Source organism: Nitrobacter hamburgensis X14 (genome assembly GCF_000013885.1).
Classification (GTDB): domain Bacteria; phylum Pseudomonadota; class Alphaproteobacteria; order Rhizobiales; family Xanthobacteraceae; genus Nitrobacter; species Nitrobacter hamburgensis.
Map to the genome: position 1 here is coordinate 3,296,439 of NC_007964.1, position 26,062 is coordinate 3,322,500.

21 protein-coding genes and 9 pseudogenes are annotated in these 26,062 nt (G+C 59.7%); 14 read left to right on the top strand and 16 right to left on the bottom strand.

What is annotated here, in order from left to right; genetic code table 11:
• From NHAM_RS15335 to NHAM_RS15365, 8 genes and pseudogenes are all read right to left on the bottom strand, one after another.
• Nucleotides 1–618, bottom strand: coding sequence for a K(+)-transporting ATPase subunit C (locus tag NHAM_RS15335; RefSeq protein WP_011511411.1), 618 nt, complete (start codon nucleotides 616–618; stop codon nucleotides 1–3).
• 9 nt (nucleotides 619–627) lie between these two features.
• Nucleotides 628–2,697: a potassium-transporting ATPase subunit KdpB gene (gene kdpB, locus NHAM_RS15340; protein ID WP_011511412.1), complete on the bottom strand. Its 2,070-nt coding sequence runs from the start codon at nucleotides 2,695–2,697 to the stop codon at nucleotides 628–630.
• 18 nt (nucleotides 2,698–2,715) lie between these two features.
• Nucleotides 2,716–4,419 (bottom strand): potassium-transporting ATPase subunit KdpA, encoded by a 1,704-nt coding sequence (gene kdpA, locus NHAM_RS15345; protein WP_011511413.1) that lies wholly within the window; start codon nucleotides 4,417–4,419, stop codon nucleotides 2,716–2,718.
• Nucleotides 4,420–4,429: 10 nt separating this feature from the next.
• Nucleotides 4,430–4,519, bottom strand: coding sequence for a K(+)-transporting ATPase subunit F (locus tag NHAM_RS25080; RefSeq protein ID WP_081435020.1), 90 nt, complete (start codon nucleotides 4,517–4,519; stop codon nucleotides 4,430–4,432).
• Nucleotides 4,520–4,787: 268 nt separating this feature from the next.
• Nucleotides 4,788–6,268, bottom strand: a pseudogene (gene tnpC, locus NHAM_RS15350) (IS66 family transposase); the annotation flags it as partial.
• A gap of 69 nt (nucleotides 6,269–6,337) precedes the next feature.
• On the bottom strand, nucleotides 6,338–6,685 hold the full coding sequence (gene tnpB / locus NHAM_RS15355; RefSeq protein ID WP_011511414.1) for an IS66 family insertion sequence element accessory protein TnpB: 348 nt from the start codon (nucleotides 6,683–6,685) through the stop codon (nucleotides 6,338–6,340).
• Nucleotides 6,682–7,104 (bottom strand): IS66-like element accessory protein TnpA, encoded by a 423-nt coding sequence (gene tnpA / locus NHAM_RS29320; protein WP_157043651.1) that lies wholly within the window; start codon nucleotides 7,102–7,104, stop codon nucleotides 6,682–6,684. Before tnpA (NHAM_RS29320) ends, tnpB (NHAM_RS15355) begins: the two co-directional genes overlap by 4 nt.
• Nucleotides 7,058–7,882 carry an IS5 family transposase gene (locus tag NHAM_RS15365; protein ID WP_157043652.1) on the bottom strand — a complete coding sequence of 275 codons (825 nt, stop codon included), beginning with the start codon at nucleotides 7,880–7,882 and terminating at the stop codon, nucleotides 7,058–7,060. The genes tnpA (NHAM_RS29320) and NHAM_RS15365 overlap by 47 nt, the downstream gene beginning before the upstream one ends.
• A gap of 83 nt (nucleotides 7,883–7,965) precedes the next feature.
• Here NHAM_RS15365 and NHAM_RS29325 point away from each other — a divergent pair.
• From NHAM_RS29325 to NHAM_RS28315, 3 genes and pseudogenes are all read left to right on the top strand, one after another.
• Nucleotides 7,966–8,169, top strand: a pseudogene (locus NHAM_RS29325) (IS481 family transposase); the annotation flags it as partial.
• A gap of 526 nt (nucleotides 8,170–8,695) precedes the next feature.
• Nucleotides 8,696–9,487: a LuxR C-terminal-related transcriptional regulator gene (locus tag NHAM_RS15375; RefSeq protein WP_011511417.1), complete on the top strand. Its 792-nt coding sequence runs from the start codon at nucleotides 8,696–8,698 to the stop codon at nucleotides 9,485–9,487.
• Nucleotides 9,488–9,538: 51 nt separating this feature from the next.
• Nucleotides 9,539–9,843: pseudogene (locus tag NHAM_RS28315) on the top strand (NAD-dependent epimerase/dehydratase family protein); the annotation flags it as partial.
• Between the two features lie 201 nt (nucleotides 9,844–10,044).
• On the opposite strand, the gene NHAM_RS29330 reads toward NHAM_RS28315, so the two are convergent.
• Nucleotides 10,045–10,365, bottom strand: coding sequence for a TOTE conflict system archaeo-eukaryotic primase domain-containing protein (locus NHAM_RS29330; RefSeq protein ID WP_430707686.1), 321 nt, complete (start codon nucleotides 10,363–10,365; stop codon nucleotides 10,045–10,047).
• 1,268 nt (nucleotides 10,366–11,633) lie between these two features.
• Between NHAM_RS29330 and NHAM_RS27645 the strand changes: the two genes are divergently transcribed.
• Nucleotides 11,634–11,909, top strand: coding sequence for a hypothetical protein (locus NHAM_RS27645; RefSeq protein ID WP_011511418.1), 276 nt, complete (start codon nucleotides 11,634–11,636; stop codon nucleotides 11,907–11,909).
• 1,416 nt (nucleotides 11,910–13,325) lie between these two features.
• On the opposite strand, the gene NHAM_RS15395 is transcribed toward NHAM_RS27645, so the two are convergent.
• Entirely contained in the window at nucleotides 13,326–13,688 is a 363-nt protein-coding gene (locus NHAM_RS15395) for a hypothetical protein (protein WP_011511420.1), read from the bottom strand.
• 246 nt (nucleotides 13,689–13,934) lie between these two features.
• On the opposite strand from NHAM_RS15395, the pseudogene NHAM_RS15400 reads away from it, so the two are divergent.
• From NHAM_RS15400 to tnpB (NHAM_RS15415), 4 genes and pseudogenes are all read left to right on the top strand, one after another.
• Nucleotides 13,935–14,438: pseudogene (locus NHAM_RS15400) on the top strand (transposase); the annotation flags it as partial.
• A 110-nt stretch (nucleotides 14,439–14,548) separates the two neighbouring features.
• Nucleotides 14,549–15,580 (top strand): IS110 family transposase, encoded by a 1,032-nt coding sequence (locus tag NHAM_RS15405; RefSeq protein WP_011508717.1) that lies wholly within the window; start codon nucleotides 14,549–14,551, stop codon nucleotides 15,578–15,580.
• A gap of 461 nt (nucleotides 15,581–16,041) precedes the next feature.
• Nucleotides 16,042–16,479 (top strand): IS66-like element accessory protein TnpA, encoded by a 438-nt coding sequence (tnpA, locus tag NHAM_RS15410; RefSeq protein WP_041359085.1) that lies wholly within the window; start codon nucleotides 16,042–16,044, stop codon nucleotides 16,477–16,479.
• A complete protein-coding gene (gene tnpB / locus NHAM_RS15415) occupies nucleotides 16,476–16,709 on the top strand; it encodes an IS66 family insertion sequence element accessory protein TnpB (RefSeq protein WP_041359087.1) in 234 nt (77 codons plus the stop codon). Before tnpA (NHAM_RS15410) ends, tnpB (NHAM_RS15415) begins: the two co-directional genes overlap by 4 nt.
• Before the next feature lie 145 nt (nucleotides 16,710–16,854).
• Here tnpB (NHAM_RS15415) and NHAM_RS15420 read toward each other — a convergent pair.
• The 3 genes and pseudogenes from NHAM_RS15420 to NHAM_RS15430 all read right to left on the bottom strand — a co-directional run bounded on the left by NHAM_RS15420 (nucleotide 16,855) and on the right by NHAM_RS15430 (nucleotide 20,046).
• Nucleotides 16,855–17,679 (bottom strand): annotated as a pseudogene (locus NHAM_RS15420) (IS5 family transposase).
• A 136-nt stretch (nucleotides 17,680–17,815) separates the two neighbouring features.
• Nucleotides 17,816–18,814, bottom strand: a complete 999-nt coding sequence (locus NHAM_RS15425; protein WP_041359089.1) for a nucleotidyltransferase family protein — start codon at nucleotides 18,812–18,814, stop codon at nucleotides 17,816–17,818.
• A 71-nt stretch (nucleotides 18,815–18,885) separates the two neighbouring features.
• Nucleotides 18,886–20,046 (bottom strand): PqqD family peptide modification chaperone, encoded by a 1,161-nt coding sequence (locus NHAM_RS15430; RefSeq protein ID WP_041358220.1) that lies wholly within the window; start codon nucleotides 20,044–20,046, stop codon nucleotides 18,886–18,888.
• 184 nt (nucleotides 20,047–20,230) lie between these two features.
• On the opposite strand from NHAM_RS15430, the gene NHAM_RS15435 reads away from it, so the two are divergent.
• On the top strand, nucleotides 20,231–20,479 hold the full coding sequence (locus tag NHAM_RS15435; protein ID WP_011511424.1) for a hypothetical protein: 249 nt from the start codon (nucleotides 20,231–20,233) through the stop codon (nucleotides 20,477–20,479).
• A 40-nt stretch (nucleotides 20,480–20,519) separates the two neighbouring features.
• Here NHAM_RS15435 and NHAM_RS15440 read toward each other — a convergent pair.
• Both NHAM_RS15440 and NHAM_RS15450 read right to left on the bottom strand, forming a co-directional pair.
• A pseudogene (locus tag NHAM_RS15440) lies at nucleotides 20,520–21,538 on the bottom strand (IS630 family transposase).
• A 293-nt stretch (nucleotides 21,539–21,831) separates the two neighbouring features.
• Nucleotides 21,832–23,055: an IS256-like element ISNha9 family transposase gene (locus NHAM_RS15450; RefSeq protein WP_011508718.1), complete on the bottom strand. Its 1,224-nt coding sequence runs from the start codon at nucleotides 23,053–23,055 to the stop codon at nucleotides 21,832–21,834.
• A 149-nt stretch (nucleotides 23,056–23,204) separates the two neighbouring features.
• On the opposite strand from NHAM_RS15450, the gene NHAM_RS15455 reads away from it, so the two are divergent.
• The 3 genes and pseudogenes from NHAM_RS15455 to NHAM_RS28320 all read left to right on the top strand — a co-directional run.
• Nucleotides 23,205–23,540, top strand: coding sequence for a hypothetical protein (locus tag NHAM_RS15455; RefSeq protein ID WP_011511426.1), 336 nt, complete (start codon nucleotides 23,205–23,207; stop codon nucleotides 23,538–23,540).
• Nucleotides 23,541–24,329, top strand: a pseudogene (locus tag NHAM_RS15460) (N,N-dimethylformamidase beta subunit family domain-containing protein); the annotation flags it as partial. It abuts the gene before it with no gap.
• 98 nt (nucleotides 24,330–24,427) lie between these two features.
• A pseudogene (locus NHAM_RS28320) lies at nucleotides 24,428–24,571 on the top strand (Ig-like domain-containing protein); the annotation flags it as partial.
• A gap of 14 nt (nucleotides 24,572–24,585) precedes the next feature.
• On the opposite strand, the gene NHAM_RS28325 reads toward NHAM_RS28320, so the two are convergent.
• Nucleotides 24,586–24,789, bottom strand: coding sequence for a hypothetical protein (locus NHAM_RS28325; protein WP_041358226.1), 204 nt, complete (start codon nucleotides 24,787–24,789; stop codon nucleotides 24,586–24,588).
• 15 nt (nucleotides 24,790–24,804) lie between these two features.
• On the opposite strand from NHAM_RS28325, the pseudogene NHAM_RS28330 reads away from it, so the two are divergent.
• Together NHAM_RS28330 and NHAM_RS15475 are read left to right on the top strand one after the other, a co-directional pair.
• Nucleotides 24,805–25,146, top strand: a pseudogene (locus NHAM_RS28330) (DUF4082 domain-containing protein); the annotation flags it as partial.
• Nucleotides 25,147–25,698: 552 nt separating this feature from the next.
• Nucleotides 25,699–25,887: a hypothetical protein gene (locus NHAM_RS15475; protein WP_041358229.1), complete on the top strand. Its 189-nt coding sequence runs from the start codon at nucleotides 25,699–25,701 to the stop codon at nucleotides 25,885–25,887.
• The last annotated feature ends 175 nt before the right edge of the window (nucleotides 25,888–26,062 follow it).

Sequence of the window (26,062 nt, forward strand, 5' to 3'; positions counted from 1 at the left end):
TTACCTTGGCTGACCAGACGCCGCCATTCTATCCAGCGCCAGGTTCAGCTTCAGCACATTTACGCGCGGCTCGCCGAGGAAGCCAAGATCACGCCCCTCGGTCCGGCTGTCGATCAGGGTCTCGACCTCTGCTTCCGGCAGATTTCGCGCTTTCGCGACCCGCGGCACCTGAAACCGGGCCGCTTGCGGAGAGATATCGGGATCGAGGCCGCTACCCGATGCGGTCACAAGATCGACCGGAACCGCCGCCGAGGGATTTTGCGCCTTCAAGGTGGCGACGTCCTGCCGGAGGCGATCGGCCAGCGCCTTGCTGGTGGGCCCGAGATTGGATCCCATCGAATTAACTGCATTGTAGGGAGCCGGCACGGTCTTTGAGGCGTCCTTCGGATCAGGCGCAGTCGTCGCCGAGGGACGGCCATGAAAATACCTGTCCGCCGTGAATGACTGTCCAATCAAGGCCGAGCCGATGGTCTTGCCGCCCTGCTCGATCAGACTTCCCTGTGCCTGATAGGGAAACAGCACCTGGGCGGCGCCGGTCATGGCCAGCGGATAGATCAGGCCGGTGATGATCGTCAGCGCGACGAGGATGACGATGGCCGGGCGCAGTTCTTTCAACATGACAGCCTCTCACGCGAGATGCAAAGCCGTGACCGCGAGGTCGATCGCCTTGATGCCGATAAACGGAAGGACCACGCCGCCGAGCGCATAGATCAGGAGGTTGCGCCGCAATAGCGCAGCCGCGCCGATCGGGCGATACTTGACGCCCTTCAGCGCCAGCGGAATCAGAGCGACGATGATCAGCGCGTTGAAGATGATTGCCGACAAGATCGCGCTCTGTGGAGTCGACAGGCGCATGATGTTGAGCACGCCGAGTTGCGGATAGAACGCCGCGAACATCGCCGGGATGATGGCGAAGTATTTGGCAACGTCGTTGGCGATGGAAAACGTCGTCAGCGCGCCGCGGGTCATCAGGAGCTGCTTGCCGATCTCCACGACCTCGATCAGCTTGCTGGGATCGGAATCCAGATCCACCATGTTGCCGGCTTCGCGCGCGGCCTGGGTGCCGCTCTGCATGGCGACCCCGACATCCGCCTGCGCCAGCGCGGGCGCGTCGTTGGTGCCGTCGCCGCACATCGCGATCAACCGGCCGTCGGCCTGTTCGCCGCGGATATAACGCAGCTTGTCTTCGGGCGTGGCTTCGGCGATGAAGTCGTCGACCCCGGCCTCCGATGCGATCGAGGCCGCCGTGACCGGGTTGTCGCCGGTGATCATGACCGTCTTGATTCCCATGCGGCGCAGCGCCGCAAAGCGCGCCTTCACATCCGGCTTCACCACGTCCTTGAGGTGAATGACGCCGACGATGCGGTCGCCGTCCGCCAGCCCCAGCGGGGTTCCGCCAGTCCGGGCGATCCTGTCCACCGCCGCGCGAAAGGCCGGCGGCTCGGCGATATCGTGCCCGGCCTGGTCGCGCGTGAATTTCAGAATCGAGTCGATCGCGCCCTTGCGCAGCCTGCGACCGCCGATGTCGACACCGGACAACCGCGTCACTGCCGAAAACGGGATGAAGGTCGCGCCTACCGCCGCGGGCTCGCGCGAGATGTGGTACTTGTCCTGCACCAGCGTGATGATCGAGCGGCCTTCGGCGGTTTCATCGGCATCGCTGGCCAGCAGTGCGATCCGTGCCGCCTCCTGTTCGCTGATGCCCGGAGCCGGAATGATCTCCGTGGCCAGCCGGTTGCCGAAAGTGATGGTGCCGGTCTTGTCGAGCAGCAGGGTATCGACGTCGCCCGCCGCCTCGACGGCGCGTCCTGACATCGCCAGCACGTTGAACCGAACCAGACGATCCATGCCGGCAATGCCTATCGCCGACAGCAACGCGCCGATCGTCGTCGGAATTAGCGTGACGAACAAGGCCACTAGTACGACGACGGAAATCGTCCCTCCCGCATAAGCGACGTAGCTCGGAATCGTCGCCGTCGCGAACACGAAAATGATTGTCAGGCCGACCAGCAGGATGTTGAGCGCGATCTCGTTCGGCGTCTTCTGCCGCTCGGCGCCCTCCACCAGCTTGATCATGCGGTCGAGAAACGACGAGCCCGGCGACGAGGTGATGCGAATCACGATACGGTCGGAGATGACAGTGGTGCCGCCCGTGACCGCTGAGCGATCGCCGCCGGATTCCCGGATCACCGGCGCGGATTCACCGGTGACCGCGGCCTCGTTGACCGATGCGATCCCCTCGATCACATCGCCGTCGCCCGGAATGATATCGCCGGCTTCACAGACGACGAGATCGCCGGCCTCGAGTTCGTCCGCCGAAACGCCCTCGAACAGGTCGTGATTGTCCGCCATCAGGAGGCGCCTGGCACGGGTCTCGCTCCGCGTGCTGCGAAGGGCGTCCGCTTGTGCCTTTCCCCTGCCCTCCGCCACCGCTTCCGCGAGATTTGCGAACAGCACCGTGAACCACAGCCAGATCACGATCTGCAATTCGAACGCGATCGGCTGCCCAATCAGAATGTCGCGCATCAACAGGATGCTGGTGAGAATCGTCACCACCTCCAGCACGAACATCACGGGGTTTTTGACGAGCGTACGCGGATCGAGCTTCACGAAGGCCTGTCCGATCGCGGGAAATACGATCGCAGGATCGAACAGAGCGATCGCCGGCATCCGTTTGCGCAATTTGAGAGCGTCCATAAGCGCACCCTGATATGTCTAGAACAGGCTGCCGGACTGCATCGCGAGATGCTCGACAATCGGGCCGAGCGCGAGCGCCGGGAAGAAGGTCAGGCCACCGACGATGAGGATGACGCCGACCAGAAGCCCGACGAACAACCCACCCGTGGTCGGAAACGTCCCGCTCGACACGGCGACGGTTTTCTTGGCCGCAAGCGATCCGGCGACCGCCATGGCCGGCACGATCATCCAGAACCGGCCGACGAACATCGCGACCGCGCCGGCGAGATTGTAAAACAGCGTGTTTCCGGACAGCCCGGCAAAGGGTGAACCGTTGTTCGCGGTCTGCGAGGTGAAGGCGTACAGCGCCTCGCTGAACCCGTGCGGCCCGGCATTGCCCATCGACGCGGCGGCAGGCGGATAGATCACCGCGACAGCGGTCCAGCCCAGCATCATCAGCGGCAGGACCAGAATGGCGAGCATCGCCATCTTGACCTCGCGCGCCTCGATCTTCTTGCCGACGTATTCCGGGGTGCGCCCGACCATCAGGCCGGCGATGAACATCGTGACGATGACGAACAACAGCATTCCATAGAGGCCTGCGCCGACACCACCGACCACAATCTCGCCGAGCTGCATGTTGATCAGCGGGATCATGCCGCCGAGCGCGGTGAAAGAGTCGTGCATGGCGTTGACCGCGCCGCATGAGGCCGCCGTGGTGACGACCGCGAACAGCGCGGAGCCAACGATGCCGAAGCGGACCTCCTTGCCCTCCATGTTGCCGCCCGCGAGGCCGAGCCCGTCCAGCAGCGTCGTGCCATTGGCTTCAGCCCAGTAGCAGACCGCAACGCCGGCAATGAACAACACGCCCATGGCGGCCAGGATCGCCCAACCCTGACGCTGGTTTCCCACCATGCGGCCGAACACATTGGTCATGGCCGCGCCGAGCACGAAAATGGCGATCATCTGAACGTAATTGGACAGCGCCGTCGGATTCTCGAACGGGTGCGCGGCATTGGCGTTGAAGAAGCCTCCGCCATTGGTGCCGAGCATCTTGATCGCGACCTGCGACGCCACCGGCCCGACCGCGATGGTCTGTCTGGCGCCTTCGAGGGTCGTCGCGTCGACGTAAGCGCCAAGCGTCTGCGGAATGCCCTGCCAGACGAGAAACAGCGTGAGCGGAATGCAGATCGGCAGGAGAACGTAGAGCGTGCATCTGGTGATATCGATCCAGAAATTACCGACGGTTCGCACGGAGGTACGCGCGAAGCCGCGAATCAGCGCGACGGCCAACACGATGCCGGTTGCCGCCGACAGGAAATTCTGGTGGGTGAGGCCCAGCATCTGCACGAGATACGACATCGTACTTTCGCCGCCGTAATTCTGCCAGTTCGTATTGGTGATGAAGCTGACGGCGGTATTGAGCGAGAGGTCGGGCGCGACGGCTGACTGACCGGCCGGGTTGAGCGGCAGCAACGCCTGCAGCCGCATCAGGCCGTAAAGAACGAGAAAGCCCGCGGCGTGAAACAGCAGCATGGAGACGACGTAGGTCAGCCAGTACTGCTCCCGCGTCTCGTCGACGCCGGCTACCCGGTACAGCATCGCCTCCACCGGCCGCAGGATCGGCGACAGGAACGTGCGTTCTCCGTTGAAGACGCGCGTCATGTAGCCACCGAAGAGCGGAGCGAGAGCGGCAACGATCGCGCAGAACAGCAGGATCTGCGCCCAGCCGAGCACCGTCATGGCGCGCCTCCTAAAACCGTTCGGGGCGCAGCAGCGCGTAGACGAGATAGATGAGCAGCCCCGCGGTCACGAGCGCGGCCATCACATAGTCGATCGTCATGTTTGCCTCTTCAAAGCCGGTCGCAGGCGACGGCGTAGCCGACCGTCAGCGCGAAGAGGGCGAAGCCGATGACGAGCATGAGCAGATCGAACATGGAAACTCCCTCCAGATCATGTGGAGTCCCGATGCAGATAGGCTGGACGACATAAGGAAGCGATACGGATTTTCAGGTCCGCACATAAAGACAGCATAAAGACGAGGAAGACTGACGAAGCCGGTGCCGGCTGGAGTGGGCCCCTTGGGCCGGACGGGATGGTTTTCAGCAATTGCTGTACATCACCGCGGCACGCTCGCCGCCACGATCGGAGCCGCAGAACAACCAGGATTTTCTCCCCAGGGCGATGCCGCGCACGCCGCGCTCGGCGGCGTTGTTGGACAGGCAGATGCGGCCATCATCGAGGAAGCGCGTGAGCGCGACCCAGCGCTTGAGCATGTAGTCCATAGCCTTGGCCACGTCATTGCCGCGCGAGAGCTTGGCGCGCTGCTCACGCATCCAGGCCTCCAGATTGGCGATCAGCGGCGCGCTGAGCTCCTGTCGAACGGCCCGGCGCCTTTCGGGGCTCTGGCCGTTGATCGATCGCTCGATCTCGAACAACTCATCGATCCGGCGGACTGCCTCCAGCGCCAGTGGCGAGATCACGGCCGGCTTCCTGCCTTGCGCCTTGCGACGGGCGTTCTCGGCCAGAACCGCCATCACGAAGAACGGGCGCCGGGCATGGACCCAACAGGCGGCTTCCAGGATCAGGCCAGGTGCGCGGCCGCCCTAGCTTGCGATAGCCGTCATAGGCGTCAGCCTGGAAGACGCCGATGTAGTTGGCCAGGTGAGCCTGGGGATGCTTGCCGGCCCGGTCGCGCGAGTAATAGAACACCGCCCCCGGCGGCGCCGGCCCGTTAAAAGGCTTGTCGTCGCGGACATAAACCCAGATCCGGCCGGTGTCGGTCTTGCCCCTGGCCAGAACCGGCACCGTGGTGTCGTCGCCATGCAATCGCTCGGCGCTCAGCACATGAGCCTCGAGACGCTTGAACAACGGCATCAGCGCTGCCGTGCAACCGCCGACCTGGTCGGCCAGGGTCGACAGGCTGATCGGCACTCCCTCCTTGGCATAGCGCTCGGCCTGCCGGTTGAGCGGCTGATGCTGGCCAAACTTCTCGAACAGCACCATCGCCAGCAAGCTGGGTCCGGCCCAGCCCCTGGCGATCACGTGGAACGGCGCCGGCGCCTGACTGATCTTCTCGCAATCCCGGCAACTGAACTTCTCCCGGACGTGCTGGATTACCTTCCAGGATTTTGGGATCACCTCCAGTGTTTCGGTGACATCCTCGCCAAACTTGGACAACCGCGATCCGCCACAACAGCTGCAGGTAATGGGTCCTGGCACAATTAAACGTTCGCGCGGCAGATGCGCCGGGAACGGTTTGCGCGACGGCCGCTTGCGCGTGAACGACGCCACGGTGGTCGTTGAGCTCGCGGTTTTGGCCGCGGCCATTTCAGCGGCGAGTTCGTCCTCGCTCGCTGAGGCTGCGAATTCCTCAAGCGTCAGCTCAAGTTGATCCAGCAGCCGCGCGGTGCGCTCCGAGCGCGGGCCATAGCGATCACGGTTCAGCTTCTCGATCTGCAGCTTCAGGCGTGCGATCAGCGCCTGATCATCGGCGTTGAACGCGCGCCGCGGCCGCCTCCGCAAGCGCGACAATCAAGGCCGCTTTCAGCGCTTCGACGTCGTCCGGCAGGGCTTCAACACCAGCTTTCATGACGCTGATGGAATCACAAAATCAACGATTTGCGGCGACTTTTTTCCGCTGCTCAGAACATTTTTATGCCTATCCAGCGCTCTGCGGTCGCCAGGTATGTTGCGGATTGCGCCAGTCGATCGCTTCCAGCAGATAACTCATCTGTGCAGCACTCAGCGCCACCACGCCATCCACCGTCACCGGCCACACGAAGCGACCGCGGTCCAGACGCTTGGCGTACAGCGATAGTCCGATCCCGTCATGCCATAAGGCTTTGATCAAAGAACCTGCTCGACCGCGGAACACGAAGACGTCACCCGCGAACGGATCACGGCCAAGGCCTTCCTGCACCAGCAACGCCAGACCATTCATGCCTTTCCTCATGTCAGTATGGCCGGTAGCAATCCAGATCCGAGCACTCGCTGCGACCGGAATCATTGACGATAAATCCGCAGCACCCGTTCCAGGGCGGCCGCGTCAACGCCGGCATCGACGATGACGCGACGTTCCTTCCCGATCTCGATCACCATGCGACCGCTCGCGGGCGCGCCGGGTTCCGCAGCCACCGTCTCAGCGGTAGCAACCATCGCCCGCGCGAAGCCAGTCTGCTGTACGTCAGGGACCGTGGGCTCGTGGCGAAAGACGCGCCGCCGCGTCATCAGCAATGAGCGCGAAATGCCATGGCGCCTCGCCGTCGACGAGATCGCACGCGGCGTCTCCAAACTCTCCAATACGATCCGAAGCTTCTCTTCGTCAGACCAGCGCCGCCGCCGGCCCGTCTCCACGACTTCTAAGAGCCTGTTTGGAAAATCAGGGATGAGCGTTTCTGCGGATGGGGACACCGGCCATGGCGACATGGATCATGGCGGTTGAGACATCGATGCGGCGCTCGTAATCACGCACGAGCCTGCGCCAGCGGATCATCCAGCCGAAAGTTCGTTCGACCACCCAGCGGCGCGGCAGGACTTCGAAGCCCTTCTGCCCGTCGCGGCGTCGGATGATTTCGAGTACGAACTGCAGATAGACGGCTTTGTCCATCAGTTTCAACCGGTCGTAGGCGGCGTCGGCGAACAGATGTTTCACCCACGGCCAGCGTTTGCGGATCGCATCGAGGATCGCTTGCGCGCCTGCGCTGTCGGAGATGTCGCCGCTCGTCAGATTGATCATCAGCAATCGCCCGTCCGGGTCGACCGCGATGTGGCGCTTTCGACCGACGATTTTCTTGCCGGCGTCATAGCCGCGCGTCTCGCTATGCGGGGCTTTGATCGACTGGCTGTCGATCACCGCAGCTGACGGGCTTGCTTCGCGCCCCTGCCGTTCCCGATCGAGCATCAGTTCGACGTCATGGATCGTCTGGAACAGGAAACGCCGCGCCAACTCGCGGAACCAGCCATAAACCGTCCGCCAGTGACCGAAATGCACTGGCAGCATCCGCCAGCCGCAGCCCGAGCGCACGAGATAGCGCACCGCGTTGATCACTTCGCGAAATTCGACTTCACGGGGCCGGCCTCGGCGTCCGGGTTTCGGCATCAGCGGCGCGATCCGTTCCCATTCCTCGTCCGTCAGGTCAGATGGGTAGCGCTTGGTCTTCCGGGCGATCCTGGCCATTCGGCCTCGCTGCTTGCGTGTCCACATCCCAAGTGTGAATCATATTCGCTGCGATACCGGAATCCCCGCCTAGCCCAATTTTCAAACAGGCTCTCAGGGGTCCGGTGCCGGTTAACCGGACCATCAAGGACGCAACCGTCAAGCGCTTCCACTACGACAGCCAAAGTCAGTTGCGCCCGTTGCGCCGGCATCTCCAGGACTTCATCGACGCATACCCCTTCGGCCGCCGCCTCAAGACGCTCAAAGACCTCACGCCATACGAGTTCATCTGCAAAATATGGATTTCAAAGCCGGATCGATTCATCATCGACCCCCGATCCATCGGGCGGATGAAAGCTTCTGTGGGAAGTCATGATGGTGGCAGCGGCGGATTGGCAAAAGTTCCGCCGAAATTGATTCAACTTATTTTGAGAGCCGCCAATGCTTTGCTTCGTCTAGTGTTGCACTTGCGAAGGCGTGGTGATTACGGCTTCGAGCCGCCCCGCTGCGCGAATTGCCGAGCGAGATGATGGCCATTTCCGTAGTTCGTGTTGGAGTTTAGTGAGAATTTCCAAATGAGTTTTCCTCAACGGCATATTGCCCCATTTTCCGACGAGCCCCCGCATCCATCATCTGTACAGCAATTAGTCTTCAAGTTCCGCTCTGGGAACTTAAGACCGGTTTTCATATAAAGTTTGAACTTTCGGCCAGAAGGCCCGACAGACTTTAGGAGAACAGAATTGCGGATTTGAGATAGAGAAGCGCCTCTTGGTCGTCGGTTAACCCATTTCCTAGGGTAGCTTCAGAGAGTGCTCAAACCGTATTTCGAAGCTCCAGTTGCGTACCGACTAGGAGGGTCAAATGAGGAGGCATCAAACCTTTGAAACCATTCTCATAGGAAAGGGTATTTTAATTAGAGAGGGCATTGCCCGAATTTTGCGTGCGGAGAACTTTCGTGTCCGGGCATCGGTATCATCTCCTGATGAATTGACAGGTGGATTTCGAGGGCCGCAACTGTTGTTTCTGATTGTCCATACCAGCGATGACTTTGATCTCGCCGTTGAACAGATCAACCTTGTGAGAAATCAATATCCGAGCGGGCGCATTGTAGTTGTGGCGGATCACTATAAGTCAACCGAGCCGGATTTAGTATTTCAGGTCGGCGCCGCCGGTTATCTTGTAAGCACGATGTCCTGCGATGCGTTCGTCAAATCCATCGAGTTGGTGATGATGGGTGAGACGGTTTTCCCGCCGGCATTCCTGGCATCATCTCCCGATACCAAGAGCGAGCCTCGACGAAAAGCCGCGGTCTCCGGCGAAGACGCGATCCTCGTCGCCCGAGAGGATGCGACCGCGCCGCAGCTTTCTCCAAGAGAGCTGGCAATTCTGCGGTGTCTGATCAGTGGCAATTCCAACAAGTGCATTGCGCGAAAGATCGATATCGCAGAGGCAACCGTAAAGGTCCACGTCAAGGCGATTCTGCGCAAGATTCGGGCCCAGAATCGAACGCAGGCTGCGATTTGGGGGATGAACCATCCGCTACTGGCACAACCGATAAACGGTATTCCCCATCTCCCAATCGCCGATGCAAACGAGCCGCTTTCAAGCTCCGTCGCGGTGATCTCGGCGATAAAGCGAATTGGGTCGTCATGACAACTCACCGAAGTTTGATGCAGCGGCTCGGCAATTGGGCCAACCACATTGACACCCGACGGTACATGCGTGCGAGATTACGTGCATGTTTCCGATTTGGCTCGTGCGCATCTCGCAGCGCTCGATTATCTGCGGAGCGGTGGTGAGTCCCGAACGCTCAATTGTGGCTATGGACGGGGATATTCCGCCAGAGAAGTTGTTGACGCGGTAAGGATGGTCGCGGGAGTTGATTTCGAAACTCGCAGGCACCGCGTCGAGAACCGCGGCCTCGTCGGCCAGTGTTTCAAGCGCATAGTCGCGCACGATGTCGCGCAGCGCATCCGCCTGACCTCCGAATCCTGGAAACCCATGGATGACACGTTCCTCTGCGTGGGGAATTGCTGAGAGCGGCGCGGCGATGTCGCGGCGCGGCTTCTCGCGTTGCCCACCGCGCAATACGACCACATGCCTGGCGAAATGCTCAAGACGCTTTGCGATGGTCTCCAAATGGGCGGTGCGCTCAGTTATCACGACGGGTGAGCGGCCCTCCTCCAAAGCACACAAGACATCATCGAATATCAGATCGTTGCGCGCTTCAGAAAGGTCCATTGATCCAGATATGGCGAACAAGATTCGTCGATGAACATGCTGTTACCAGAGGTTCGCGCGAGTCCCTGAAGCGGCAAGGCAATCAAATTGCCGAACCCACCCGCCGGCATTGTATCCTGGCTCGGAAAACGCCGATCGCAGGATCCGAATCCGATATCGGGGACACGCCCCATCGTGTCAGTGATAAGGAATGCCCCGAGACGGCGCGCCGACGCTGCTGGTATCGATTCCTCGAAAAAGATCCAGGCTGGAAGCGAAAAGAGCATCACGGTAAGGCGCGGGACTGTCATCGGTGTGGCGCAAATTGCTCACGGATCGCGCTGTTCTCCACGGCGATCAGCAGGCCATGCAGGAGCTTTCGGAATGCGGTCTCCGACCAATATCCCCAACAACAGTGAGCAGCGTGTAACGGCCATAGCCGCCGGTCTGAGGGCCAATAGGGTGATCCACGCTCTCGGTTGTCGATGCTGAAAAGCTGGATCGCCGCGCCTGAAAATACAGGCCGGAAACAGGCGGCGCGCGAAGTTAGCTTCCCGCTATCGCACGCTACATTGAACCTCCAGCACACTGCGATAGCCAAAAGCGTCACGTGTGACGCCGTCACGGGTACGCCCGATTCCTCGAACGCCCCCGTTACTTCCCCACTTCTGTAACGATTAATTCGGGGTTTGCCCAAAATTGAGCCATGCCGGTTTGCGTGATGTGAAAACTGGCAAGGGACGCTGAAGATCCACCCGGGTTTACCAATAGCCCGCGTGGCTGACTCCGCCCGATGCGGCAGGAACGCTACCGCTTCGTCTTCAGCCCGATCTTATTCCAACGATGGCAATTCAGGCCGAACTTGCCGAAGGCTTATTCGGCCTACCCATAAATGCAACATCACGGCTTCGGCAACATGGGAGGTAAGAGCACGGGTCTCCGTTAGGGCGCACTCCCCGAATCCTTTGGGCCGGCGCCCAGGCAACAACGAGCTATTTCGTGCCCATGCCAAGGAACCGAAAATAAAATGCTCGGTTCCAGGAACGGCTTTGATGAGCGCGCGTTGGAACGATAAGTGCCTAGTCTCTTCGGAGGTGAAAGCATGCAAGACCCCGTCAGCGACTTCGGTTGCAGGCGGGGTTTTCATTTGACGCCCGTCGAGAGGCGACCGTGAAAAGAAATTGCCCATCCCGGTGGGTGGCGCGGCCGGCCGTCAACCCCCGCCAGCCGGCGCCAGCGCAATGGAGCGGCATAATGAACGATCTCGAAAAATTGCTTGGCCGGGCAGTGTTTCGGCTTTGGCCGGACCTACCACGGGATATGCAGGAACGAATCTTCGAGGCGGCATCAAGCGACCCCGACACCCGACCTCGCTTGGCTGTAGTGCGCCATGAACACCCCAAGACAGCATTCCCGCCGCGGCCCAGCGCCCTGGCTTAGGCCCGCACGACACGAGACGTGATTGGAATCTGCGCGCGGCCAGGTGTCCGCGCTAACACTGCCAATTGGAAAGTCCACCAGATGCCAGACCTAGATCCTCTCGAATCCGTCGCAGCGTCCGAATTGGTTTCAGCATCGGGTGCTTGCGGCGCTGATCCCGGCGCTGGTCAATCGCGGTGTCCTATCTCCACAAGACGCCAATGAGATTTATGAAAACGCCCTGATGATGATCGAAATGCAACAGGGCGCCGATCCCGCCGTGCAATGCGTTTACGAAGCCGCGCGGGAATGGAAAACCCCGGGCGGATGGCGAGGAAGTAGAGAGGCGATGAAAATAAAATCAGAAACGTATCGTGAGAACGCCCCAGCTCGCCACGAGAGGCTAAGGACGAGCCTTCTCGAAAACGGTATATGAGGATGCCGACGGCGTGGCTGGATCTAGCGGAAGAACAGGACTGGCTGGACGGACAGGCAATCTTAGCAACGTCTTCACCCCCTCATTCACCTGATCGTGGGAACTTGGTTCCAACCCGAGAGGGCCAGTATTGCGTACAAAACCCGCTGCCGACTGATCCCCGCGGCGGTTTTTTTTATTTATACGACATTAACCTTTTCGTCCTGCCGCAGACATATCGATGACCGGCCCCCCCCAAGACCCGTCGGTGACGGGCGCCCCGGACCGGCGGGTTTTGTTTGCCCCGGGGAACCCTCCCCTCCCCACGCATTAACTTACCGGATGGGAGTCCTGCGGCCCCGCCCATCTGGTAAGTGGAACAGTACACCCCGCGTCGGCGGGTTTGTTCTTGCGGCATGAACCTTCTTGAGCTGACATATCGGTGACGTGTATATTTATTGAGTTCCGTCATGTCGATTGACCAGGCCAGAAGGGCTCTTCTCGCTCTTTCACTCGCCCAAATCGCCACCCAACATCACAAACTCTCCCTTGAAATGGCGACTATCCGAGGGATGAGGGGATGAGGCGCGAACTCGCCGTGAAGGGTTCGGCGCAGGTCCAAAAGACGGCGGCGGTTCGTCGTATAGAAAAACGTCTTGGCTCACGGACCGAACAGAAAATCAATGGGAAACCTGTATTCCCGCAATAGAGGATACGGCCGTCGTGTCGCAGGAATTTTCCGATGAAACCACTTTGCCTGGCCCGCGAAATCCAGTTGAAACATTGGGCTACCGTCCCCGAAAACCAAAAGGGGAAGCGTCATGATGGAAGCCACGACCGCCGCACTGCTGTTCGTCAGCACCGCCGTATTCTTTGCTCACGCATACGACGCCCTCCAAAAGGATTGATGCGGGGTGTGTCAGAGCGCACGTCGCCCGACGACGAACGCAACTTCGTCGCACTCGCTGGGCCTAGAAACCCGAGCGGGTTCGCCACGTGGCGCCGCCCTCTGCCCATATCATCCGAACGGCTAATGGCGGGATTGTCCTATATTTGGCAGAATCGCAGCATTATCGCATTGAACGAATTCGCACGGTCGGCCAACGATTTTGTCCAGGAGCGCCACAAGCCCTGCTTGGGCCTAGCTGAGCAGGTTTTTTCTAGCGAGAGATGTCACATCCAAGTTATAGCGCGCAGCTTGTGGGTTTCATGAGAATTCGCTGATGACCCCGCGAGAAGATATCGATCGTCAGCGTCCTCACCTGCTTCCGTCACGAACAAATGTGGCACTCGCTTTGCTCTGGACAGAACGTTCAGTGAAATCACAACGCAAAGTGCCTTGTTATGACCCAAGCATTGTCTCACCAAGACGCAACATGTCTGTCCCTCGAGCGAAAATGGTACAGTAGGTACCGGGGAATATGCCGCCCGAAGGCGCTAATTCTCTGGCGGAAAATGAGGCCGGGATCGGGGTGGCTCCTGATCGCCGTGATCGTCATCGACAGCCTGCTCGCGGCCGGGGCTTGGTTCGCCGTCGGTTACATCGTCCAATGATAGATCAGAAACGCGGGAACTAAGGCCAAAAATTTGAACAAGGATGTAGGCAGCCTGGTTCAGGACCAGGCACGCGACTACGATGACAATGCCACCCCCGGATCCGAAACCGCGCATACGGAGAACGGCGGCCGAGACGAGAGCAATCAATAATGCGATGGGCGCAAGGATGAAGACTTTAAAACGCAAGCCTGCGGTTGCGCCGATCAACGCGCTGGCAGTCAGCAAAATAAGAGCGATATCCATGCTTGATGCCAACGGCGATTGTTGTCCTCGTCCCAGCAAGAAGGATGGCCGATGGGTGGCACCGGCGACATGGCAATTGCCGGGTAATCCCCAGACAAATCGCCGTATACTTAACTCAGCAAAACAATTTAAAAAACGCTAATTCACTGGTTCACTGGCGCCCCATTTGAGGCGCATACTTTCCCGGTCGCTGCATGGCGGCGTAATTTACACCAAACGGCCTCCGGCAAACCCGGTACGGTTCACGCAGAGTTCTGGCGTCGTTTGCAAGAGCAAGGATTCCAAGGCTCCTTGCGTGTAGTCAGTGAGTGGACGACACGGCGACGACGGGCCGAGAAGACGACCAATCAACAACTGCAAAAAGTGCCATCCGCGAGAACAATCTCACGATTGATGACCGCTGCGCGCGACAATCTCAGCAAAGCAGATACGGTCACCATCGCCGCCATCGAGGCGCGCGTTCCCACACTCGTCGAAGCCCGCATGCTCGTCGAAAGCTTCCAGACCATGGTGCGCAAGAAGCTCGTCGCTGATCTCGATCCATGGATCGCCACCGCCAGCTTGAGCCTGATCGGTTCCTTTGCGAGTGGCATCATCAGGGACAAGGCTGCCGTCCGTGCCGCCATCACCGAACCTTGGTCCAATGGCCAGACAGAAGGGCAGATCACGAAACTAAAGCTCGTAAAGCGCCAGATGTATGGGCGAGCGAAGATCGACCTCCTGCAAGCCCGGCTGATAGGCGCGACCTAGTTGCGGTAAGCCGTCATCGAAGTTGATGGTGTGGAACGGCCCTTCGAAGCGGCACCGAAGGTGCTTATCGTGGTGATGCGAACCGCCACGAAACAAAAGGAACCGTTCCCATGGAGAAGATTATCACGATCGGCTTAGACTTGGCCAAGTCGGTATTTCAGGTCCACGGCATTGCCGACGACGGGAGTATCGTCGTCCGCCGAGCCTTGCGGCGATCGCAGGTGCTGGACTTCTTCCGCGCTATCGACCCGTGCCTTGTCGGGATCGAGGCGTGTGCAAGCTCGCACTACTGGGCGAATGCCATTGGGCAACTCGGGCATACGGTCAGGATGATGCCGCCGACCTACGTGAAGGCCTACGTCAAGCGAAGCAAGACCGACGCTGCTGATGCCGAGGCGATTTGCGAAGCAGTATCGCGGCCCACCATGCGCTTCGTGCCCATCAAGACCCCCGCCGAACAGGCAGCCTGCATGGTGCTGAGGACCCGTGAACTATTCGTCCGTCAGCGGAGCCAGACGGCGAATGCAATGCGTGCTCATATGGCTGAGCTCGGCATCATCGCCGCCGCGGGCATGACCAGTATCGCGAAGCTCATCCTGGTCCTGCGGGACGCAGAGGACACGCGTCTCCCAGTCGCGGCTCGGGCAGCGCTCCTCGAGATGGCCGAGCAAATCGAGATGCTGACGGCACGTATCGAGAAACTCGATACGAAGATCATCGCGACAGTGAAGGCAGATGAGACCGCCTGGCGACTGACCAGCATCCCAGGCGTCGGACCGATCATCGCCGCGACAGTCCGAGCCACAATTCAGGATCCCACGGTATTCAAAACGGGCCGCGATCTTGCTGCCTGGATCGGAATTACTCCGCGAGCTAACTCCAGCGGCGGCAAGGAGCGGCTTGGCCGAATATCAAAACAGGGAAATAAACAGTTGCGCACGCTGCTGATCGTTGGCGCGACATCGATCCTGAAGCAAGCTCGCAGAGGCGTAAAGCTGCCCTCGTGGATCATCTCGCTGATGGCACGGCGACCATATAAGGTCGTAGCCGTCGCGCTGGCCAACAAGATCGCCCGCACGATTTGGGCGCTTCTCGTCAAAGGCGGCACGTACCAAGCACCCGCGATCATGACGAGGGCATAGAACAAAAGGAATTCCGGCGTCTCGCGCTGGGATCAAGCGGCAAGGTGCCAAAGCATGATGAACCTGAGGGACGATACCTCGATGCCGACCAGACCGTCTGACGCACTGCGCCTTCGAGCGCGTGAATTTGATTAGGCGATCGGTATCGCGGATCTCATCGTGGCCAGCGGTTAAGGACCGCGCCAATTAGGCCGGACATATGACTGCACCGTCCGACGGCGATTTATGCGACGAATACCTTGCTAACCGGGCCGTTCCACATATGATCACCGACGTCCTACAGTTCCGCCCCCACCCATGCGCGACCATCAGATTGAACTGCCATTCCTCGTAAGGGACGAAGGGGCGATATTGCACGCTTGGTGTATTGACAGCGGACATCAGAGCGGTGTTCCGAGGTCACCTTCCTGATGATGTCCTGACCTGCGAGTCTAATGGTTCAGATAACCGTTAGGCTTAGAATGGACACAGTGGATGATGCTATCACTAAGCCGGTTCATCGGCTTGAGGTGTTCACCGGTGCAGGCCGCCGGCGCACGTGGAGCGACGAGGACAAGGCACGGATCGTCGCTGAGATCGTAGGGAGCGGCGAGTCTGTTTCTGCCGTAGCTCGACGGCACGGGCTTTCGCCGCAGCAATTATTTGGCTGGCGGCGGGAATTGCAAGGATCCCAGACTGCGCATTCGCATGCTGAAGAGCTGCGGTTCGTTCCGGCAGCCCTGGACGTGGCACCGTCTTCTCCGCCTGTCCGTTGTCAACGCAAGGTACCGCGGCACCAGTTTGAGCTTGGTGTGGGAATGATCGAGGTCGAGATCGACGGCGTCACGGTTCGGGTTGGCCGCGGTGCGGATGCAAAGACCGTGACAGCAGTGCTGCGGGCGTTGAAAGCCACAGCATGATCGGCCCGACCGGTGCGGTCCGCGTGATGGTAGCGATCAAACCTGCCGACTTCCGCAAGGGTGCCGAGGGATTGGCGGCATTGGTGCGCGAGACGATGGCGGCGGATCCCTTCTCCGGAGCGGTCTACGTGTTCCGGGCTAAACGCGCCGACCGGATCAAGCTGGTGTTCTGGGATGGCACTGGTCTTTGTCTGTTCGCCAAGCGGCTGGAGGATGGCGTCTTCCGGTGAGCTCGAAGAATGAAGGGCGGCTCGACGGGTGCCAACCGCTTGCGGGGTAGGTGTAGAGACTTTGAAATTTCAGCTGCTGAAGAGAGCCAGGTCTTCTAGACTCATCAGATTTTCCATTTCTCCATCTAAGAGCCTGTTTGGAAAATCAGGGATGAGCGTTTCCGCGGATGAGGACACCGGCCATGGCGACATGGATCATGGCGGTTGAGACATCGATGCGACGTTCGTAATCACGCACGAGCCTGCGCCAGCGGATCATCCAGCCGAAAGTTCGTTCGACCACCCAGCGGCGCGGCAGGACTTCGAAGCCCTTCTGCCCGTCGCGGCGTCGGATGATTTCGAGTACGAACTGCAGATAGACGGCTTTGTCCATCAGTTTCAGTCGGTCGTAGGCGGCGTCGGCGAACAGATGTTTCACCCACGGTCAGCGTTTGCGGATCGCATCGAGGATCGCTTGCGCGCCTGCGCTGTCGGAGATGTCGGCGCTCGTCAGATTGATCATCAGCAATCGCCCGTCCGTGTCGACCGCGATGTGGCGCTTTCGACCGACGATTTTCTTGCCGGCGTCATAGCCGCGCGTCTCGCTATGCGGGGCTTTGATCGACTGGCTGTCGATCACCGCAGCTGACGGGCTTGCTTCGTGCCCCTGCCGTTCCCGATCGAGCATCAGTTCGACGTCATGGATCGTCTGGAACAGGAAGCGCCGCGCCAACTCGCGGAACCAGCCATAAACCGTCCGCCAGTGACCGAAATGCACTGGCAGCATCCGCCAGCCGCAGCCCGAGCGCACGAGATAGCGCACCGCGTTGATCACTTCGCGAAATTCGACTTCACGGGGCCGGCCTCGGCGTCCGGGTTTCGGCATCAGCGGCGCGATCCGTTCCCATTCCTCGTCCGTCAGGTCAGATGGGTAGCGCTTGGTCTTTCGGGCGATCCTGGCCATCCGGCTTCGCTGCTTGCGTGTCCACATCCCAAGTGTGAATCATATTCGCTGCGATACCGGAATCCCCGCCTAGCCCAATTTTCAAACAGGCTCTTAGAAGTCCTGCATCGGAATTGAGTGCAAATAGATGAAACGGCAACGGAATTGACCACTGCGTTGCGCGCTAAATCTTACCGACTGGGTTCTTGTTAGCGAGGCCATAGAAGTAACGAATGGATGATGCCTTCGGAAAAGACCATTTCGGTTTGAGTTGGTTCGTCGCCCGCTCTTCGGCGCCAATTTCCGCGCGATAGCTCCGAAAGTCGAGCAGCATCATCGGGAGGAACGCGGTGCGTAAAGCAGGCACGCGACTTTGAAATCGGCGACGCCATTGTTGGAGCTTTGGAATCAGGCGATGACGCATCTCGGCCGGTACGTCCACCCCGAGCCATGCGTGAAGCGCGACGAGCTGCGTTTCCAGCGCATTTCTCGCGAGCCGGCTTGGAGCGAGAGACGCCAGGCGCTGCCAGTCTATGCCGCCGGGCGAAGTGGCAAGATCACGCAGATCGAGCAAGTGCCGGAGATCAACGTGCCCGGTCCAGTAGTCGGAATCCTGGAATTGATCATGCATGATGAGCATCAGCGCCTGAAAAGTCGGATCGGGGATGTAAGCTGAGATCTTGTCGTTTACGTTCAAATGGCAATGTCGTTTTAAATCACCCGAGGTACGATAGAAAAACGCATGACCCGGGGGACTTTGCTGGAGATCGACCATGCCGACGTCTTCCGGTCGATGTAAATCCGCATGCCATCGCGCGGCGCCGTGCGGCATGAGATGATGGATGCGATATCCTAGACCAGAAAGGCACTTCAAAGCCCGGAGAGTCTCATCGGGAGAAACGAGGATGTCCAGGTCCGAGATGATCCGCCGTCGAAACGCGTCTCCGCGCTCTGCCAGCAACGCACTTCCCTTCATAAGAACAGGAACGATCCCTTGAGCGTTAAGCGCGGCAATCGCTTCGTTCAACTGAAACGAGAGACGCTCGTTTCGCGCGAGATTGCGCTGAAAAATTTCCTTCAAGTAGGCGTCTACGTCGCGCGGGATGGTGTCCGGACACTGCTCGGCACAAGCGACCAGGGCCGGTGTCGTAAGGGTTCGGTTCGCCAGTTCGATGATGGACATCCACTCGAGCCCGGCCGGTATCTCGCCGCGGAAGCAACGGCATAAATCTAGAAGCGGGTCGTTGCGTTTGATCATGGAAGCGGCGACCGATGAAAAAGACCCCCAATCGCCTCGCTCGCCTGGTCCAGGTTCGCATAGGTCAGTTCAAACAGCTCGGCATTCTCGATCATTTGCTTGAGCGCGTTGCATTTCGCAAGGTCTAGCTTTCCTTCGACAGCATGAGAAGCGTCCATCAGCCGTCGCAGGGCCTCAACGCGATCGATGAGATTTAGCGAAGCGGCTCCTACCTTACGCCGGATGAAGATGATCCAGCCAACGGCGTGAGGCGGATTTCGGGCCAGATTTTCAGGTTTCAAGTAACGCACGCGCTTGCCGTCCGGCCGGCGGCAGACCGCGTATCTTTTTAAATCGGGACGCAGTGTTTCCGCTATGTCCCAGGCGCCCGGCTTTATGGCTGGAGCGAAGGGCACACCTGCCGCACGTCCATCCGGTCCGATCATTGCGATGTCGTCGCCGCCGAAAGCAAACCCATCGGCCACCAACCGCAAAGCAAGCGTGGTTTTACCGGCGCCGGGCCTTCCGCTGATCAAAACGCTTTTCTGGTCTCGCACCAGGCAGGCTGCATGAAAGACGACATGGGGGCCGCTCTCGGCCAGAATCCGTTCTGTGATGTGGGCTTTGATCACAGGCGCCAATTCCAATGAGTTGCAACTGGCAATGCGGCGGTCGTTATGGAAGACGTGCACAAGTCCGTCGCTTTCCTTCACGACAAGAACATGACCGCGCGCGGCGTTGCAGTCGGCGAAATGCGCGAACGGAGTGAGAAGAGCGACGATGCGCTCGCTCTCGCAGCATATCGTGACACTTAAATTCGCTCCATTTATAAGGAGCGTCTGATCAGTGGTCGTCTTGTCATTATCGGCGAAATAGGCTGGGTCGACGTTCAGTAGGCCGAGTTTCAGCCAGTGTCCGATGGCCTCGTGCACGTGCCGCGTCGCCAAATCCAAGTCCATGCCATTTGCCGCGAGACGTCCGCAGATCGCGTCAGGGTCGTCATGCTCTTCCAATCGACACCAAATGAAGGCGGCTGAGGGATTGAGCGCGTAGATCTTTTGGTGCGCTTCGCAAAACACGACAGTTTGACTGTCCAGCAGAAAAAAGGACGTGTCTTCGCGCAGGCGAAAAAAGCGATTACGTCCTGATATGTTTTGGGGTGTTTGCTGGCTTTTCAAGCAATTTCGACCATGCATAGCAATTTCTCGGGTCAATTTGCTCCGGCGTTAAAACCAATTAGAGCACATAAATCCACCCTTAGGGAGAGAAGAGCTTATTTAAAAAATAAATGAACCTTGACAGAACTTTATATAAGTAATTATGTTTAATGGCTGCGGCGTCTGGATTTAAATGAGGCACAAAATGAGTCTCGAGACCAATTTGAAGCATCAGCCCGAAGCCTATGAAGACCGCCGGAAATTCCTCGCGACTTGCGGAAAGTTCGCAATCGTTACACCGCCGGCCATCACGTTGTTGTTATCCACCTCGCTCCACTCTCAGGCCATCGCGATGTCTGGTGGGAAGGGCAGGTACAATGACCACGGCAACAATGGTTACGGAAACGGCGGCGGCGACAACAGCCCGAACGGAAAGGAAGACGACGACCGCTGATTGTTGGGCACTCTTAACGACTTAAGGTCGTCCCCACCATCTAGTGGATGGAATCTAACACTTGGTACCTGCGTCTGACGGCTCGGATAATTTGGTTGGGATCAGCGGTCCATGTGAAGGGTTTTGGTCGTCGCTTCGTCAGCTTGGCGAAGAAGGCGTTGAGCCATGATGCCGAGGTTGGGGTGAAGTGGAAGGTCCAGCGGGGATGCCGTGCCAGCCATTGGCGCACCTTTGGATGTTTGTGGGTAGCGTAGTTGTCGACGATGGCGTGGATCGACTTTTGGACCGGTACCTGCGCCTCAATGGCATTGAGGAAGCGGATGAACTCCTGGTTCCGGTGGCGAGCATGTTGCGGCCGATAACGGTACCGTCGAGGACGTTGAGAGCAGCGAACAGCGTGGTCGTACCGTGGCGTTTGTAGTCGAGGATCATCGTTCCGGCACGGCCAGGCTTGATCGGCAGACCGGGCTGGGTGCGGTCGAGCGCCTGGATTTGGCTCTTCTCATCGACCGAGAGGACGATGGCATGGGCTGGTGGCGGACGAATGCTTCGCATTCGCCTAGAGATCGACATAGATCCGACAATATCGCGCAGCTTGTCGACAAATTGCGGGTCGGTAGAGAGCTTGAACTGTTTCACCCTGTGCGGCTGCAGGCCGTGCGCACGCCAGATGCGTTGGACGGAACTCGCGCTGATATCGACGACCTGCGCCATCATGGCGTAGGTCCAGTGGGTTGCCTCTGCTGGCGGCTCGGTCTGGGTGAGCGCCACGACGCGTTCGGTGATCTTCGATCCCAGCGGACGGATGCGCGAGGGGCGTGTCTTATCGTGCAGGAGGCCGTCGTAACCCGCCTGCATGAAGCGTTCCTGCCAGCGCCACACACAGATCTTCGATGTGCCGGTCCGGCGCATGATCTCATTGGTACCAAAACCGTCCGCGCTCAACAGGACGATCTCAGCTCGCCAGACATGCTTGTGTGGGGCGTTGCGATCCCGCGCAAGAGCCTTCAGACGGCGGCGATCAGCGGGCTTGGGAGCGATGGAAACTCCGGTTCGCATGCGCCAGATTCGCATGCATCTAGTCAGACGGGAATCTCCTCCGGGATTCAAGTGTCAGACGCAATCCACTAGGGTTGACGTCGCTCAGCGGCTACAACCTTCACCGGGGCGCCGACCACGGCGGCCCTGTCGGCCGGATGAATGCTGTCAGCATTGGCGCGGCGGGCGGGGCGGTGACACGCGACGGCGCATCGCCGTCGCCGCTGCAGGCCAACGACCCGTCGAGTTTCGTGCCTACGACCGGTGGCGCAAGGGACTGTCAGGAATTTCGTGTGCGGGCGAGCGGTTGAACATTACGCCGCCATGGCTTTGATGAAGCGCTCGCCGAAGATGACGGCGAACTGGGCCTTGGCCATGGTCCACTCACGAGGCGGCATTTTCCACTCTTTCTCCGATCGGTTCAAGATCAGATAGAGCAGCTTGGTTGCCGCGTCGTCGCTGGGGAAGTGGCCTCTGGCCCTGACAGCCCGCCGGAGTTTCGAGTTCAGCGCTTCTATTGAGTTTGTTGTGTAGACGATCCGACGCACCTCGTCAGGGAAGGCAAAGAACGGGATGACCTCGCCCCAGGCGCGCCGCCAGCTCTGGCCGATGGCGGGGTAGCGCTGGCCCCAGGGGCCGGCCTCGAACGCCGCCAGCGCCTTTTCGGCAGCATCGGCATCGACGGCGCGGTAGATGTCCTTGAGCGCTGTCGCCAGCCCCTTGCGGTCTTTCCAGGACACGAAGTCCATGGAGTTGCGCAGCAGGTGGACGATGCACGTCTGGACGACCGCCTCCGGGAACACAGCGGTGATCGCATCGGGGAAGCCCTTCAGGCCATCAACGACGGCCAGCAGGATATCATCGACGCCGCGGTTCTTGAGCTCGTTCATCACCCGCAGCCAGAATTTGGCGCCTTCGTTCTGCTCGAGCCACAGGCCGAGCACCTCCTTGGCGCCGTCGGCGCGGACCCCCAGCGCGATGTGGATGGCCTTGTTGCGGACCATCCCTTCGTCGCGGATCTTGACCCGGATCGCATCGAAGAAGATCAGCGGATAAACCGGATCGAGTGGTCTTTGCTGCCAGGTGGCGACTTCGTCGAGAACGGCGTCCGTCACCGTTGAGATCAGGTCCGGCGACACCTCGATACCGTACAGATCGCGCAGGTGCCCGGTGATCTCCCGGGTGCTCATGCCGCGCGCATACATGGACACGATCTTGTCGTCGAAGCCGGGAAAACGGCGCTGATACTTGGCAATCAACTGCGGATCGAAACTCGACTGGCGATCGCGCGGTATGTCGATCTCCAGCTTGCCGGTCTCCGTCGTCACGGTCTTGCGGCCGTAGCCGTTACGCGTATTGCCAGCGTCTTCGCCGCTCGCCAGATGATGGTCCATCTCCGCGTTTAGCGCGCGCTCGGTCAGAGCCTTCTTGAGCGAATCCAGCAGGCCGCCCTGTTCGAAGGCTGCACTGGCTGCGCCTCCCGCCAGAAGCTGGTCGAGAAGATCATTTGGTATCGCAGGGTCTTTGCGTCGGGCCATAGTGGGAATCCTTTTTACCCATTATGCACGCCCGCACACGAAATTCCTGACAGTGTCGTGGCGCAACCGCGGCCGCCTTCGAGACAGCGTCGCTGCTCTCTGTCGGGGCCGGCAGCGGACCGGAGACGACCCCGCCCGCAACGAAATCCATGACCGTCACGACCGACAGGTTGGACTACGTGCCGGGCAGCACGGCGACCTTCATCGCGGCCGGCGTCAATTCCGGACGTTCGATCAGATTCCAAATCGTCGACTTGGCCAGCGCCCCCGGCATCAACGGCATCGCCGATGTCTATGCGCCATTCAAAGTCACGGACGGCGGCACGGGCGATGCCGACCGCCCGGCCAACGGCACCGTCGTCGCTAAATGGCAAGTCCCCGCCGATGGCAGCGCCACCGGCGCCAAGTTGCAGCTCACAGCTACTTCCGGCAGCCGGACCGCGATCACGACGTTCAGCGACGCGCCCAACAAAATCGTATCGTAAAACCTAAACGCTGGTACGCCCGAGAGTGTGTGGGCGATCCGCGGCCCGATTGACAACCAAGGTGACTCGCAGATCGAGGGCTTTGCGACGCAGATCAGCGCCAACGCCGGACAAACCGTTTCCTTCAAGATCGATACCGCTTCGAGCGGCTACACCCTCGATATCTACCGGCTTGGCTACTACGGCGGCAACGGCGCGCATCTCGTCACGACCATGCACCACAGTGGAGCGGATAATCAGCCAAACCCGATCTTCAATAACGCGACCAACACCGTCGACGCCGGCAACTGGTCGGTTACGGATTCATGGACGATCCCCAGCACTGCCGTGTCGGGCGTCTACTTCGCCAAGCTGACGACGGACAGCGGTAATTTTCAGAACATGATTCCGTTCATCGTCCGCAACGACGGCACCGCCTCGGGCATCCTGTTCCAAACCAGCGACACGACCTGGGAAGCGTATAATCCTTGGGGCGGTTATAATTTGTACCAAGGTCCCAGTGGCAGCAGCAGCGATCGCGCCTATGCTGTCAGCTACAATCGTCCGAACGCCATGAATTCTACGTCGAACCTGGCCCAGCCCGCGGATTTCCTGTTCGGCGAGGAGTACGCTGCGATCTATCGGCTGGAGCAGAACGGCTACGATGTCAGCTACATCTCCGGCATCGATGCCGCGACCAGTCCCACCCTGCTGCTCAACACCAGCGCCTACATAGACGTCGGCCACGACGAGTATTGGTCGCAATCGCAATATGCCAATGTAAAGGCCGCGGGAGACGCGGGGGTCGATGGTCAACCTGTTCGCCGACATGGGTGTCCAGCCCGAGACATTGCAGGCCAGCCTGGTGCTCGCCCAGGCCTCCAGCGACCCACACCCCGCCGACCGTTGTGATCGCCTCTCCAACCGGCGGCGCGGGCGTCAGCCAGGGCCAGCCGTCAACGATCACCGGCACCGCCGCTGACGTCGGAGGCCGTGTGTCCGGCATCAAGGTCTCGACCGACGGTGGCACAAGCTGGCATCCGGCTGCTGGAACGACCAACTGGAGCTACTCATGGACGGCCGCGGGGCTCGGTACGCATATCATAGAGGCACGCGCCTCCGACGACAGCGTCAACTTGACGTCGAACCCAGCCACGCTGAGTATCAACGCCACAGGCTCGCCGCCGAGGCCGAGCCTGTTCAGCTTGAATGACGGCACGCCGCTTGAAGTCGGCGTGAAGTTCACCTCCTCCGTTGCCGGCCAGATCACCGCGCGCTCAAGTTCTACCGCAGCGCCAGCGACACCGGCTCGGATCTTCTCGACCTCTGGACCTCGACCGGAACCAAGCTCGCCAGCGCGATCATCGCCAACACCGCGGCGAGCGGCTGGCAGATGGTCAGTCGGACGACACCCGTCACGATCGCCGCCAACACGACCTATGTCGCGTCCTACCACACGATCGGCGCCTATGTGGCGACCGACAACTTCTTCACCGCCGCCGTCACCAACGGTACATTGACCGCCCCCTCCATCGGCACCAGCACCGCCGGGCTCTTCCCGGCCAACACCTTCAGTGCCGCCAACTACTGGGCCGACGTGGTTTTCCGGCCGCAACTCGTTGGCTAGATCATGATCCGATTGGATTGAATCGGATCATGATCTCATCTCTTTGTATGAGCATGATCTTTTCGGAAAACCGGCTCCCACTTTTCCGGATCATGCTCAAAAGAGGAGACGTTTCCAAAGCTCTGATCCGGCGCATCGACAAGCTCTCGGCAGGCATCGGGCTTCCTCATCGGTTGATGAGAAATCCGTAGCCCGGTTGAGTTGCCGGCCGAAGCGTTCGGCACCCCTTAAAAGGTGCTCACGATCCTGCGAAACGCGCAAGATTTACACGATTGAGTGCAAGTGGTGCGTCTACGCCGGCCTGCACGGGGCCAAAAGCGACGGTGGTACCTCTAAAGGGTGACTCGTGGCTCTCCGATAAGGACCTATACTGGGTGGTCCCGGTACGCCGGCATCGCCACAAGTTTCGTTCCGTGTCGCTCTGGGATGCAAGCCCTACAAGCCTTCGCGAACGGGGCTTTCTTCGCGCCGGTGACCACAGGAGACTCAACCAAAGCAGCCTCGTGAACACGGAGAAACAGCGGCTCTGGTGGGTAATTGAGGGAGTTTCAAATGGCAATCCGGGCATCAGATCGGCCGATACGGATCAAGAACGATATCGCAGCGGTGGGGGACAAGGATTCAAGCCAAAACCTTGCCGATCAGTACGCAAAGCTATGCCACCTGCGGGAGATCGTCTGGAATGCCGAAGCCGAAGCCATTGAGCGAGCTGTAAAATCCGGAGCAATAATCCCTCACTGAAGCGGCCGATTAGTTTGGCTACGGCGGAGTAAAACTGCGGCAGGTAGAGTCCTTTGCCTAAGTTGGCAGAGGGCGGCGGATGAAGACAGTGGAGCTTTACGCGCGGGTCCGGCACGCCGTTCTGATCGAGGAGATCAGCGAGCGTGCCGCGGCGGATTGGTTCGGCATCAACGCC

Excerpts from the sequence above, each read along its gene's own strand:
- tnpA (WP_157043651.1), bottom strand. The coding sequence starts at position 7,104 with ATGTCGCCATGGCCGGTGTCCCCATCCGCAGAAACGCTCATCCCTGAT.
- NHAM_RS29330 (WP_430707686.1), bottom strand. The coding sequence starts at position 10,365 with ATGACAGTCCCGCGCCTTACCGTGATGCTCTTTTCGCTTCCAGCCTGG.
- NHAM_RS15475 (WP_041358229.1), top strand. The coding sequence starts at position 25,699 with ATGGCAATCCGGGCATCAGATCGGCCGATACGGATCAAGAACGATATC.
- NHAM_RS15395 (WP_011511420.1), bottom strand. The coding sequence starts at position 13,688 with ATGGATATCGCTCTTATTTTGCTGACTGCCAGCGCGTTGATCGGCGCA.
- NHAM_RS15405 (WP_011508717.1), top strand. The coding sequence starts at position 14,549 with ATGGAGAAGATTATCACGATCGGCTTAGACTTGGCCAAGTCGGTATTT.
- tnpA (WP_041359085.1), top strand. The coding sequence starts at position 16,042 with ATGGACACAGTGGATGATGCTATCACTAAGCCGGTTCATCGGCTTGAG.
- tnpB (WP_041359087.1), top strand. The coding sequence starts at position 16,476 with ATGATCGGCCCGACCGGTGCGGTCCGCGTGATGGTAGCGATCAAACCT.
- kdpB (WP_011511412.1), bottom strand. The coding sequence starts at position 2,697 with ATGGACGCTCTCAAATTGCGCAAACGGATGCCGGCGATCGCTCTGTTC.
- NHAM_RS15425 (WP_041359089.1), bottom strand. The coding sequence starts at position 18,814 with ATGTCCATCATCGAACTGGCGAACCGAACCCTTACGACACCGGCCCTG.
- NHAM_RS15435 (WP_011511424.1), top strand. The coding sequence starts at position 20,231 with ATGAGTCTCGAGACCAATTTGAAGCATCAGCCCGAAGCCTATGAAGAC.
- kdpA (WP_011511413.1), bottom strand. The coding sequence starts at position 4,419 with ATGACGGTGCTCGGCTGGGCGCAGATCCTGCTGTTCTGCGCGATCGTT.
- NHAM_RS15375 (WP_011511417.1), top strand. The coding sequence starts at position 8,696 with ATGAGGAGGCATCAAACCTTTGAAACCATTCTCATAGGAAAGGGTATT.
- NHAM_RS25080 (WP_081435020.1), bottom strand. The coding sequence starts at position 4,519 with ATGACGATCGACTATGTGATGGCCGCGCTCGTGACCGCGGGGCTGCTC.
- NHAM_RS15450 (WP_011508718.1), bottom strand. The coding sequence starts at position 23,055 with ATGGCCCGACGCAAAGACCCTGCGATACCAAATGATCTTCTCGACCAG.
- NHAM_RS15455 (WP_011511426.1), top strand. The coding sequence starts at position 23,205 with ATGACCGTCACGACCGACAGGTTGGACTACGTGCCGGGCAGCACGGCG.
- tnpB (WP_011511414.1), bottom strand. The coding sequence starts at position 6,685 with ATGATTCCGGTCGCAGCGAGTGCTCGGATCTGGATTGCTACCGGCCAT.
- NHAM_RS15335 (WP_011511411.1), bottom strand. The coding sequence starts at position 618 with ATGTTGAAAGAACTGCGCCCGGCCATCGTCATCCTCGTCGCGCTGACG.
- NHAM_RS15365 (WP_157043652.1), bottom strand. The coding sequence starts at position 7,882 with ATGTGGACACGCAAGCAGCGAGGCCGAATGGCCAGGATCGCCCGGAAG.